This is a genomic window from Pseudomonas sp. BF-B-15 (genome assembly GCF_019946675.1).
Lineage (GTDB): Bacteria > Pseudomonadota > Gammaproteobacteria > Pseudomonadales > Pseudomonadaceae > Aquipseudomonas > Aquipseudomonas migulae.
Genome location: NZ_JAGYFZ010000039.1, coordinates 38,159 through 50,001, shown reverse-complemented (window position 1 = coordinate 50,001; position 11,843 = coordinate 38,159). Strand labels below are relative to the sequence as shown.

Here is an 11,843-nt window from a genome sequence, read left to right as displayed (position 1 = left end):
TTGGAACCACCTGATCCCATCCCGAACTCAGCAGTGAAACGATGCATCGCCGATGGTAGTGTGGGGTTTCCCCATGTGAGAGTAGGTCATCGTCAAGATTAAATTCCGAAACCCCAATTGCGAAAGCAGTTGGGGTTTTGTTTTAGTAGAAGTCACCAATTTTGCTGGCACGTTACGGCGTAACGGGCTGGACACAGAATTTCTTGACGACCATAGAGCATTGGAACCACCTGATCCCATCCCGAACTCAGCAGTGAAACGATGCATCGCCGATGGTAGTGTGGGGTTTCCCCATGTGAGAGTAGGTCATCGTCAAGATTGAATTCCGAAACCCCTGTCTGCTAACGCAGACAGGGGTTTTGTCGTTTCGGGCTCGCTAATATCTCGATTGCCTGCTTAGGAAAAACAAAAAAGCCAGCCCCTGAAAATCAAGGGCTGGATTTTTTGTATGCCGAGTATTTGGAACTGATAGCTCACTGTGGCGGTTTTCGATCAGTTGCCCACCTGGCGCACAAATTGATCGAGCACATCGCTCAAAGGTCCGGCGGCAACGTTGTAGCGCTGGCTGCTGACTGCCGCTCCAACGTCACCCACCATCGGGTGCGGTAGCGCAGTTGCACGGGCAAGGTCTGCGGAAGGATGGCCAGCAGCTTGTCGGTGTCCTCCAACCGGAAGACACCGGACAGCCGCAAGTCGGCAATATCTGTTGTGCACGTCAGATAACCATGGCGGTAGCGTCCGACCTCCTGCAGGAAATCGCCAAGACGCATGTTGCGGGTGACGATCAGACCGTCGACCCAGGCGCCGACATCCATGGCCTGCGGTGGTGCAAAACGTGCCCGCTGATGATCAATCACATAGTTCTGACCGGCCTGTACCTGAATCGGCATGCCATCGGCAGGCAGTGGTGAATGGATCGCGACCATGCCGCTGGTCACGCTGAGCCGCGTGCAGTCCGCTTCCTGGCGAAGGATGAAACGTGCGGCGACGCCCTCATACACACCGTGGTGACTGTGCACGCGTAGCGGTCGATCCAGTGAAGATCCTTCATCGGCCCCGCCGAACGTCACGATGATTTCGCCACGGGTCAGTTTGATCCGACGCTGGTGCGCGGTGTAGTCCAGATCCACTGAGCTGGCGGTGTTCAGTTCCAGTCGCGTGCCATCCGGCAGCTGGAAACCACGGCGCTCGCCCATAGCGGTGGCGAAATCCGCGGTCCACTGTTGCCAGCCCGTCAGATCCCTGCCCAGCCATGCTGCCGATCCCATCAACAACGCACCCGACAACAGTTTCAAGGCCTGGCGCCTGCCCAGTCCTTGAGCACTGTTTTCCAGCGTGTTGAAGGCGACGTGGGCACCGGGTACCGCATGCAAATTGTTGCTGAGTTCGGCGTGCAGGGACTGCACCCGTTGCCAGGCCAGTTCGTGTTCCAGATGTTCTGCCCGCCAGACATCGCATTGCTGGCGCAGCCTGGAATTGCTCGCGTTGTTTCGCAAGCGCAGCAGCCAGTGGATGGCTTGTTTGACCACCTGTTGATGAGGTTCGCCACGCCGACCCAGTGCCGAATTATCCACAGGCATCATGTTGGGTACCGCAGCAGGTAGCAGTGATAGAGCGAATCAGCGACATAGCGCTCCACCGAACGTTGAGAGTGAGCCCTTCGGCTGCATTAGCCCGAACGTCACAAATGATAATTACTCGCATTGTTGTCAAGGGACGGGGAATTTGCAACTGCCGCTCGAACAACCGTCATCACACCAATGCTACTCAAGCGCTCTAGCATGCCGTTCGGCGGGTATCTGACGGAAATACCGGTCATTTCGTACATGCCCCTAAGATTTATCCCGCCTGTGCCGACAGACTGGTGAGACATGCGTGCACCAAAGTAGAGCGGCCTTAGAGCCGCTTGAGCTGTACATGGAATGTTGCAACCCGGAACGCATCCCCACTTTCTGCATAGAAGCCCTATGAAATGAATCTCAAGTTCAGCCATAAAATCCTGTTGGCCGCCTCCGGCGTCGTGGTGCTGGCTTTTGCGTTGTTCACTTTGTACAACGACTATCTGCAGCGAAATACCATTCGGCAAAACCTCGAATCCTCCGTTCAACAAGCCGGCGACCTGACCGCCAGCAGCGTGCAGAACTGGATGAGCGGCCGCGTGCTGGTGCTGGAAAACCTCGCGCAAAACGTCGCTCATCAAGGCGCCAATGCCGATCTGCCGGGGCTGGTTGATCAGCCGGCCTTCACCTCCAACTTCCAGTTCACGTACGTCGGCCAGACTAATGGCGTGTTCACTCAGCGCCCAGACGCGAAGATGCCGGATGGCTACGATCCGCGTCAGCGTCCCTGGTACAAGCAAGCGGTTGTCGCTGACAAAACCATGCTGACCCCGCCTTACATGGCGGCCGTCGGTGGGTTGGTCGTGACCATCGCCATGCCGGTGAAAAAGAATGGCGAGTTGCTTGGCGTGGTCGGCGGCGACCTGAGCCTGGAAACCCTGGTGAAGATCATCAACTCGGTGGACTTCGGCGGCATTGGCCATGCGTTTCTGGTCAGTGCCGACGGCCAGGTGATCGTCAGCCCGGACAAAGACCTGGTCATGAAGAACCTGAAGGACATCTACCCCAACGCCGGCCTGCGCATCGAGAAGGGCAATCAGCAAGTCACCCTGAACAACCAGGAACGCATCCTCTCGTTCACCCCGGTCAACGGTTTGCCGAATGCTGCGTGGTACATCGGTCTGTCGATCGATAAGGACAAGGCCTACGCACCATTGAGCCAATTCCGCACCTCAGCGTTGATCGCGATGTTTATCGCTGTCACCGTCATTGCGGTGCTGCTGACCCTGCTGATCAACGTGCTGATGCGCCCGTTGACCACCATGGGTCGTGCGATGCAGGACATTGCCCAGGGCGAAGGCGACCTGACCCGTCGTCTGTCCGTGGAAAGCAAAGATGAATTCGGCGAACTGGGCGGCTCCTTCAACCAGTTCGTGGAGCGAATTCACGCGTCGATTTGCGAAGTGTCCTCGGCAACCCGGCAGGTCCATGACCTGTCGCAACGGGTGATGGCTTCGTCCAACGCGTCGATCGTCGGTTCCGACGAACAAAGTGCGCGCACCAACAGCGTGGCGGCGGCGATTAACCAGTTGGGCGCCGCCACCCAGGAAATCGCCCGCAACGCCGCCGACGCTTCGCAGCATGCAAGCGGCGCGAGCGAGCAGGCCGATGACGGTCGTCAGGTGGTGGAAAAAACCATTCTGGCCATGACCGAGCTGTCGCAGAAAATCAGCCTGTCGTGCACGCAGATCGAAACCCTGAACGCGAGCACCGACAACATCGGGCACATTCTCGATGTGATCAAAGGCATCTCCCAGCAGACCAACTTGTTGGCGCTCAACGCCGCCATTGAAGCGGCACGCGCCGGTGAAGCCGGTCGTGGTTTTGCGGTGGTGGCGGACGAGGTACGCAACCTGGCGCATCGCACGCAGGAATCGGCCGAGGAGATTCACAAGATGATCACGTCGCTGCAGGTCGGCTCGCGTGAAGCGGTGACCACCATGAACGCCAGTCAGGTCTCCAGCGAAGAGAGCGTTGAAGTGGCGAACCAGGCGGGTCTGCGTCTGGTCAGCGTGACGAAGCGCATTGGCGAAATCGACGGGATGAACCAGTCGGTGGCGGCAGCGACCGAGGAGCAGACGGCGGTGGTGGAAACCCTCAACGTCGACGTTAACCAGATCAATCTGCTGAATCAGCAGAGCGTGGCCAACCTCAATGAAACGTTGAAGGATTGCGATGCATTGTCGTTGCAGGCGAATCGGTTGAAGCAGTTGGTTGATAGCTTCAAGATCTGATTCAGGTCAGATCACCGCGTTATCGTTCTTCGCGAGCAAGCCTCGCTCCTACAGGTTACTCGATACCTTGTAGGAGCGAGGCTTGCCCGCGAAGAGGACTGGCGCATCACCGAAAAAAGTGTGTCCTACGCAAACAGCTTCAACACATTATTCATCGCATCATCGGCAAACCCCTGCACAAAATCCTTGAACCCCGGCAGTGCCTCGGCGCCACCCTGAGCCGGCTCGGCGTTGATGGTCCATGTCGCTCGGGACTTACCTTCGCCCAGCGTTTCAACCGTCATCGCCGCCCACAAATTGGCCACGCCCAAGGTGTTGTAGATCGTGGTCCAGGTCATGCTCCGCGCCTGGTCATCCCGCGAATTGAGTTGCTCGACCACCAGGTTGCCGTCCTTGAAGAATTTCTTGCGCAGCGATGACACGCCTTCGCCGGTCATCTCGATGTGCGACAACGCCGGGATGAATTGATCGAAGCCGGCAAAGTTGCCGACCACCGCCCAGACTTTTTCGGCCTGCGCCGGCACGTCCACCGAAGACACGACGAGGCAGCCTTGCGGGTTTTTGATCAGGGTATCGGGTTGCAGGTTTTTCATGGTTTTGCTCCGCTTGAGTGATTCAGATGAAGTTGATTTCTTTGAGGTAGTCGCAGCCGCGACGCAGCAGCGCCGGGGATTTTTCCGGGTAGTGCGCGCCCATCTGCCGTACGCCGGCCTGTGCGTTGTCATGGCCGATCATCGAGATGTCGCCGATGTCTTCTTCGAAGCCGTTGAGGTAAAAACCGAGTACGCCGAACAGCGCGTTGTCACTGTCGACCCGGCCCAATTGCTGCTGCCAGTCGGAGACGCTGACCATGGAGAATTCCCGACCCGCCTCACGAAAGGACGCGACGTAATCGTCCCAACTCAGCGGCTCGGGGTTGTGCAGGTTGAACACCGCTTTTTCCGCTGAATATCGGCTGGCGTGAAAGGCGATGAAACGGGCGAGAAAGTCCACCGGCATCAGGTCGAAATTCAACGCGAATTCCGGCACCTGACCGAGCTGGATCGAGCCTTTGAGCATCAGCATCAAGCGGTTTTTGTGCGGTTGGCAGACGCCGCTCAAGCTGTTGAAACTGATGTTGCCGGGGCGGTACAGATTGACCCGAACCCCGCGCTCCCGAGCCCTTTCCAGGATCCGTTCGCCGACCCACTTGGACAGGTTGTAGCCATTCTTGATGTAGATCGGCGGGGTCTGCGCGGCGGGCAGTTCGAGCACCCGGCCATCAGCGGAAATCGTGCTCGAAGCCGACAGCGTCGAGACGAAATTGAAGATTTTTTTACTGCGTCCTTCGCACAGGCGCAGGCACTCGAAGATCGGTTCTACGTTGTCCCGCGCCAGCGACTCGTAATCCAGCACGTGATTGACGTTGGCGGCGTTGTGCACCAGCGCGCCGTACTCGCGATCCAGGCGCTCATAAACATCCACCGCAAGCCCCAGCGAGGGCTGTGTGATGTCCGCCGCGTAAACCCGCACCCGGCTCAAATCCAGATGCTCCAGACGGTTTTCCCGCAACGCGTGGGCGAAGCGTTCCGCCGCCGATTGCCCGCTGCCATCGCGCACCAGACACGCTACTTCGCTGGCGCCCCACGCCAACAACGCCTCGACAATATGCACACCGACAAAACTGTTGGCGCCGGTGACGATCACCTTGTGTACATCACCCATGCGACTGACGGGCAGCGGCTCGATATTCAGCTCGCGGAAGGCATCCGCCATGGCCTGTTCGCTCAGTACTTCCTCTGTGCCGGAGCCGCGCACCAGTGTCGCCAGTTTCGCGATGGTCGGCAGTTCGATGAAGCGATTGATCGAGATGCTGCGACCGAACTCTTCACGCAGGCGCAACAGCATGCGCGACAGCAGGATCGAGTGGCCGCCCAAATTGAAGAAACTTTCGTCGGTGGAAATGTCGCTGGCCGGCAACTCCAGCAGCTCGGCCCAGATCTCCAGCAGCAGCGCTTCATCGGCACTGGCCGGCAAGCGTCGCTCGGTGTTTTCGGCGATGCTGACGGGCAGCTCCAGCAGGGCCTTACGATCGACCTTGCCGTTGCTGGCAAATGGCATGCTCGCCAGTTCGGTCCAGGCGGTGGGCTGCATGTAGTCCGGCAGAAACTGGGTGGCGTGCGCCTTCAGCGCTTCACGCGCCGCGCCGGGCAGCGCTTCTTGAGGCTGGGCGAGGAACGCCAGAATCCGCCGTTGGCTGTCGATGACCACGGCCACCTGGCGGTACAGCTGACTGTCGCGCAGGCAACGTTCGATCTCCTCCGGCTCGACCCGAAAGCCGCGAATCTTTACCTGATTGTCCCGGCGGCCGCACAGCTCGATGCCAGCGTCGGTCCACTTCGCCATGTCGCCGGTGCGGTAGGCCCACAGGTGCTCACCGCTCGGCAGGCTCACGTTCAAATAGCGCTCGACGGTCTGTTGCGGATTGTTCAGATAGCCCAGGCACACACCGGGTCCGACGATGTACAACTCGCCGACGGTCTGTTCGGCCACCGGTTGAAAATCTTCATCGAGAATCAGCACCTGACTGTTGGCAATGGGCGCGCCGAGGGTGCGATTGCTGTCGCCGGCGCGCAGTTGCCGCGCGGTGATCAGCACCGTCGCTTCGGTCGGGCCATAGAGGTTGTAGAGGTTGCCCTGGCGGGTGAGCTGCTCAATGACATAGGGCTCGCACACGTCGCCACCGGTCATCACGTGATCCAGCACCTGCAACTGCTCCAGCGGCAGAATGCTCAACAAGGCTGGCGGCAGAAACGCGTGGCTCAAGCGTTGGTGGCGGATCAGTTCCACCAGTTGCAGCGGATCACGGCGTTGATCGTCGCTGGGCACGATCAGCTCGGCGCCCTGCAACAGGGTCGGGAAAATATCGATCAGCGACGAGTCGAAACTCAACGACGAAAACTGCAGCGCCCGGCTCTGCTCCGTCAGTTGCACATAGTCGGCGTACCACGCGGTGAAATGCGCGAGGTTGGCCTGGCTGAGCAACACGCCTTTGGGATGGCCGGTGGTGCCGGAGGTGTAGAGCGCCATGCACGGCGCATCGAGGTCCGGGCGCTGGCGCATCAAAGGTTGGTCGAGATCCACGCTGTCGATGTCGATCGCGCTGATGTCCAGGCTGAGCATCTCGGATGCAAGAGGATGCTGCCCGTCGTGCAGCAGCAACACGGCACCGGCATTCGACAGAATGTAGTGCTGACGTTGCAGCGGATGGCTCGGCTCCAGCGGCAGATACACCGCGCCGCTGCCGAGAATCGCCAGAATCCCCGCATACAACGCGCTGCATTTCGGCAGGCAAATGCCGATCACCCACGGCCCGTCGAGTTGTTCGAGCATTGGCTGCAAACGCTGCTGGATGGCGCGGCTGTGAGCGTGCAGTTGGCGATAGCTGAGGGACGTGCCGGCAAGGTTCAGCGCCGGTCTGTCGGCGGACTGCATGAAGCGCTGTTCAAGCCGCTCGATCATCGGCACTTGCGCGAGTTGCAGCAACCGAGGATCAGCAGTGGAATTGAGCCGATGGACGAAGGCCAGGCGCTCCAGGAACCGCAGGCTTTCTAGCCGCTCGAAATGCACCGGGGTCGCTGGCTCGGCCAATAGAAAATAGTCGGCGTCCCGCGAGAAACGACTGACCAGCAACGCTACGTGGTCCACCAGCTCCGCCACCGCCCGCACACGCAATGCCTGGCCGTTGCCCGAAGGTTCGTCGGCAATCGGCACGCGCGTGAGCAGCGTCGAACCGTGCAGGCATAGCAAGTCCAACGTCACCAGACCTGAAGTCTGCGGCTCGCCGATGCCCAGTTGCAGCGTCAGTCGCGATGTCGCGCCGAAGTCCTCAAACGGCAGGCTTGTGTCGTCGATCAGCAAATCGAACGGTCCCGCCGCAGGCTGACCAACTGCCTCAAGCCGCATCAGTGAATGACCGTGTTGTTCGAGCTCCAGCGCCAGGTCGGTCAGGGCCTGGCTCTGCCCGATGAGCAGAATGTCGAGACGTCTCATGATGTGCTCCTCGTTAAACCAGGTAGTCGCTCAGGGCTTCTTGAACGCACGGCGAATCGAGCAGCGAACTGCTGCGGAAAAACCGCACGATGTTGGCGACCAGCGGGTGATGGCGGTTGATCGGGAAGGCCAGTCCCGACACCTCGCGCTTGAGTGCGGCGCGCGCGGCTTCGCTGATCTGCAAGGAATCGATCAGGCGGAAGTCGAACGACTTCTGAATGTCGTTGGTCAGGTAATGGCCGATAAACACCGGCAGAATCTGCGCGATGCATTGGCGGTCTTCTTCACTTGCGGTGTGCCAGTAGATGCGCACCAGCCGCGCCCAGAAGCCCGAGTGACGACCCTCGTCGAGCAGGTGGTCAGCCATCAAACCCTTGATCGATTGCTTGACCGTGTCGTCCTTGGCAAACGCCGCCACATCACCGGTGACTGTGTTCTCGGCGATGGCTACGCAGATCAATTCCACGGCACTGCGCAGGTGTTCCGGTGCGAGTGCCACGGCGGCCGGAATCGCCCGGCTCAGTTCGATTTCATCCGGCAGGTCGATGGGCGTAATGCCCGTCATGGCGACGGTTTGCTGCATGAAATCCATCGCCACCAGCGCGTGGTAATCCTCGTCCACCACCACGGTCATGGCGTCGTAACGGCAGGCGAACGGGAAGGCCACGGCAAAGCGGTTCTTGGCGATGCTGCGCGCGGTTTTGTCGACGATCTCGGTTTCGAAAATCACCACGTCGTTGATGAATTTGTAGAGCGTCTGCACCAGGGCGAAATCCCGTTGCTCCGGGCATTCGCGCAGAAAGGTTTCGCTCAATACCAGCGGTTGGCGACTGAGCGGGTAGATCAGCTTTTCGTCGTTCTCCAGCACGCGGCGCGGTCGGGTGCGGATGGTCGCGCGGCTTTCCCAGGCGTCGGCGAAGGATTGGTAGTCGGCGGCGTTCATGCGTTCACCTCCGCCAACGGCTCGCTCATGCTCAGACGCAGGCCGTCCCACAGGGCAATGCGGCTTTCCACGGCGGCGAGGGCGCTGGCGTAGACGTCTTCTTCGCGTTGCGGATCGCCATTGACCAATCGCGCGAGGAGTTTTTCCGCTGCCGGGCCGTGGTCTTCGGAATCGACTTCGATGTGCCGTTCCAGGTAGTAACGAAAGGTCGGCGCTTGCTCAATGCCGATGCCCCAATCGTCGAGAATCCGCTGGAACATCTGCGGAATCACGCTCTCACGACCGTGCAAAAATGCCGCTGCAACACTGTGGCCAGGTGCATGCAGCGCGGTGTGCAAGGTGTGGCGCACGAACTGCGCAGCGGCCGGGTCAACGTCCACGCTCTGCAATGCCACGTCATAACTCACGCCTTCTTGCTGCAGCGCCACGAAGCGTTCGATGACGGCCGTGCTGGCCCCCACTTCGCGCATCGCATCGAGGTACAACTCGAAATGGCTGTAATGGCCGTGGGCCGGACGATCATCGGACTCTTCACCAAGCACGATCTCGTTGATCAGGCGCGCCGCTTGCGGATCGCTCGGCGGCAGCCAGGGCAACTGAACGCAGGTCAGTTCCTGTTGCAGGCGCTTGGTCAGCGACATGAAATCCCATACCGCAAACACATGGGATTCCATGAAGCGTTGAAGTACCGAAAGCGAATGTATTTCAGAGAAAATCGGGTGCGCGCTAAGTTCTGCTTTCTTCTGATTAAGACGGTCTTTAGTCGATTTCATGGCGAGCCTATAAGTGGTCCGGAGTGAGGTGTGATCAATAAGTAATGAGTGCTTTAAAAAGTCTGATGGCGAGCGGATGCCTCAAATGAATTGATCGGTATTAGTTGCATATAAGTCTTATGGCTAAAGGGTTGCAGCCAGTAGCCAGTAGTGGCGGAGAAAAACTAATACACGAATAAAGTGCTGGGCAAGTTATTTTTATACTATTTTAAAGTTTAACTTTTTCGAGCGTGACAAGTTCCAATAAGACTTTTTGAATAAGTTTTATTTGGGCGTAGTTGCTCCTTTCGGCTTATATAAGTCGAAATCGAAATAAAGAGTGAATGCCTCACTCGAAGCAACTTTCTAAGGGTGATCGTTAGTGTGATTTGAGGGGTGGAAGTTGGCCGGGACGCCGATGCTTCCTTTCCCGTGGCAAGACTCCTTCCTTAGGTTCTTGATGCGGGGACTGCGCCGCTCATGCGGTGCGTCGCCCGTTTGTTATTCGTTGGCAGCCCAAGAGTGAGCGTAAATCAAGGCAGCCGCTATCACCGACGCGTCATAGGGTCAGTGCTAGGGGCGGGTTTGGCAGAAAGGATGTGCAGGCGCGGCAAGCGCGGGCGAGCAGGTCGACCTGCTCGCGCCGTTGCCGGGGTGATTTATTTCGAGGTTTTTCTGCTTTGCGCTTCGGGGCTTTCGAGATAGCGGGTGATGACCTCGACACCTCGGTTGAGGTGATGTTCGAGCAGCTTCACCGAACGCTCGATGTCGCGGTCTTCCACCGCCCGCAGCAGCGCACGGTGATCTTCCTGGGACAGTTTGCCCAGGCCCATGGCTTCCAGGTTGAAGCGCAGGAAGCGTTCCTCTTCGTTCAGTCCGTCTTCGACCAGCCTCAAGAGCCGACGGTTAGGCGCCTTGCAATACATCGACATATGGAACAGGCGGTTAAGCCGGCCGATTTCGGTGTAATCGTGTTCCGTTTCCAGTTCGTCGATGTAGCGGGCGGCCTGCTCGAAGTCTTCGTTGGTGAGCAAGGGGATCGACAGGCGCAGGGCTTCGGACTCCAGAAGGATGCGCAATGCGTAAGTCTCGACGGCGTCGCCCTGAACCAGTGGCGCGACCACCGCACCTTTGTGGGCGACCACGTTAAGCAGTGCATGGGCTTCGAGCTGGCGCAAGGCTTCACGGACCGGCATGCGGCTGACACCGAACAGGTCGGCCAGGTCTTGTTGGCGAAGGGCCGTGCCGCAAGGAATGCGACCATCGAGAATGGCGGCACGCAGGGTCTCTTCGATGACCGAGCGGGCCAAATGCGCGGGAATCGGCCCGTTGACCTTGATACTGCTGAGAGGGTTGGGCTTCTGTGTCACTACAACGCACCCTGAATGACTGAGATAATTTGGATCCAAGAGGACACTAGTGACTGCCTGACAGGTTGTCAAACGCACACAGGGTCACACTTCAAGTTTAGTCGGCCCGCAGTGATCTCACCGTGCCATTGTTATTTAACAGGCTAACCTTCAACATCAATCGATTCCACCTGCCCACCCTGGATGCCTCGCATTGGCGGCACGTTTCGCGATCCCTCGGACCTTGCGCTGGTTGTGCTGCGCGTTGCTGCTGGCCGGTGTCATTTCGGGCGGCCTGCACGCCGACTGGGATTTTTCCCTGATCAGCCGTCGGGCGCAGGCGTTGTACGGGCCATTGGGCGAGGGTCAGCAGCGCATCGATGCCTGGCAGCAATTGTTGGCGACGCAGAAGCAACTCAGTGAGCTGGACCAGCTCAATGTGGTCAACCAATTCTTCAACAAACAGATGCGCTATGAAGAGGACATCGACCTGTGGCACGAGGTCGATTATTGGGAAACCCCGATCGAAGCCTTGTGGAGAGGCGCCGGTGATTGCGAAGACTTCGCCATCGCCAAGTATTTCAGCCTGCGCCGCCTCGGCGTTTCCAGTGACAAGTTGCGCATTACTTACGTTAAGGCCCTGAGCCTCAATCGCGCGCACATGGTGCTGACCTACTACGCCAGCCCCGACGCCATGCCGCTGGTGCTCGATAGCCTGATCGACGCGATCAAGCCCGCCAGCCAACGTACCGATCTGTTGCCGGTCTACGCTTTCAATGCCGAAGGCTTGTGGTTGCCGGGTGCCAAGGGCAACAAGAAAGTGGGCGATACCAAGCGGTTGTCCCGTTGGCAGGATGTGTTGAAGAAAATGCAGGCGGAAGGATTCCCGGTCGAAACGATTAACTAGGAGCACG

8 protein-coding genes, 2 rRNA genes and 1 pseudogene are annotated in these 11,843 nt (G+C 58.8%); 4 read left to right on the top strand and 7 right to left on the bottom strand.

Annotated features, from left to right (window positions below):
* Together rrf (KGA97_RS14745) and rrf (KGA97_RS14740) are read left to right on the top strand one after the other, a co-directional pair.
* Nucleotides 1–98 (top strand): 5S ribosomal RNA (gene rrf, locus KGA97_RS14745); the annotation flags it as partial.
* A gap of 104 nt (nt 99–202) precedes the next feature.
* Nucleotides 203–318 (top strand): 5S ribosomal RNA (gene rrf, locus KGA97_RS14740).
* Nucleotides 319–533: 215 nt separating this feature from the next.
* On the opposite strand, the gene KGA97_RS14735 is transcribed toward rrf (KGA97_RS14740), so the two are convergent.
* Complete coding sequence (locus KGA97_RS14735; protein WP_223481008.1) at nt 534–1,580, bottom strand: FecR domain-containing protein; 1,047 nt, start codon at nt 1,578–1,580, stop codon at nt 534–536.
* Nucleotides 1,580–1,663 (bottom strand): annotated as a pseudogene (locus KGA97_RS29600) (RNA polymerase subunit sigma); the annotation flags it as partial. The gene KGA97_RS14735 and the pseudogene KGA97_RS29600, both read right to left, overlap by 1 nt.
* Nucleotides 1,664–1,972: 309 nt before the next feature.
* Between KGA97_RS29600 and KGA97_RS14730 the strand changes: the two are divergent.
* Entirely contained in the window at nt 1,973–3,853 is a 1,881-nt protein-coding gene (locus KGA97_RS14730) for a methyl-accepting chemotaxis protein (RefSeq protein WP_223481006.1), read from the top strand.
* Nucleotides 3,854–3,978: 125 nt separating this feature from the next.
* On the opposite strand, the gene KGA97_RS14725 is transcribed toward KGA97_RS14730, so the two are convergent.
* The 5 genes from KGA97_RS14725 to KGA97_RS14705 form a co-directional block, all read right to left on the bottom strand.
* Nucleotides 3,979–4,446 (bottom strand): SRPBCC family protein, encoded by a 468-nt coding sequence (locus KGA97_RS14725; protein ID WP_223481005.1) that lies wholly within the window; start codon nt 4,444–4,446, stop codon nt 3,979–3,981.
* 22 nt (nt 4,447–4,468) lie between these two features.
* Complete coding sequence (locus KGA97_RS14720; protein WP_223481004.1) at nt 4,469–7,885, bottom strand: non-ribosomal peptide synthetase; 3,417 nt, start codon at nt 7,883–7,885, stop codon at nt 4,469–4,471.
* Between the two features lie 13 nt (nt 7,886–7,898).
* Nucleotides 7,899–8,828, bottom strand: coding sequence for a diiron oxygenase (locus KGA97_RS14715; RefSeq protein WP_207285538.1), 930 nt, complete (start codon nt 8,826–8,828; stop codon nt 7,899–7,901).
* Nucleotides 8,825–9,601 (bottom strand): DUF3050 domain-containing protein, encoded by a 777-nt coding sequence (locus KGA97_RS14710; protein ID WP_008039599.1) that lies wholly within the window; start codon nt 9,599–9,601, stop codon nt 8,825–8,827. Before KGA97_RS14710 ends, KGA97_RS14715 begins: the two co-directional genes overlap by 4 nt.
* Before the next feature lie 638 nt (nt 9,602–10,239).
* Nucleotides 10,240–10,950: a GntR family transcriptional regulator gene (locus tag KGA97_RS14705; protein ID WP_008039600.1), complete on the bottom strand. Its 711-nt coding sequence runs from the start codon at nt 10,948–10,950 to the stop codon at nt 10,240–10,242.
* A gap of 193 nt (nt 10,951–11,143) precedes the next feature.
* Between KGA97_RS14705 and lapG the strand changes: the two genes are divergently transcribed.
* Nucleotides 11,144–11,836, top strand: a complete 693-nt coding sequence (gene lapG / locus KGA97_RS14700; RefSeq protein ID WP_008039602.1) for a cysteine protease LapG — start codon at nt 11,144–11,146, stop codon at nt 11,834–11,836.
* Nucleotides 11,837–11,843 lie beyond the last annotated feature (7 nt).

Excerpts from the sequence above, each read along its gene's own strand:
- KGA97_RS14735 (WP_223481008.1), bottom strand. The coding sequence starts at position 1,580 with ATGCCTGTGGATAATTCGGCACTGGGTCGGCGTGGCGAACCTCATCAA.
- KGA97_RS14710 (WP_008039599.1), bottom strand. The coding sequence starts at position 9,601 with ATGAAATCGACTAAAGACCGTCTTAATCAGAAGAAAGCAGAACTTAGC.
- KGA97_RS14715 (WP_207285538.1), bottom strand. The coding sequence starts at position 8,828 with ATGAACGCCGCCGACTACCAATCCTTCGCCGACGCCTGGGAAAGCCGC.
- KGA97_RS14725 (WP_223481005.1), bottom strand. The coding sequence starts at position 4,446 with ATGAAAAACCTGCAACCCGATACCCTGATCAAAAACCCGCAAGGCTGC.
- KGA97_RS14730 (WP_223481006.1), top strand. The coding sequence starts at position 1,973 with ATGAATCTCAAGTTCAGCCATAAAATCCTGTTGGCCGCCTCCGGCGTC.
- KGA97_RS14720 (WP_223481004.1), bottom strand. The coding sequence starts at position 7,885 with ATGAGACGTCTCGACATTCTGCTCATCGGGCAGAGCCAGGCCCTGACC.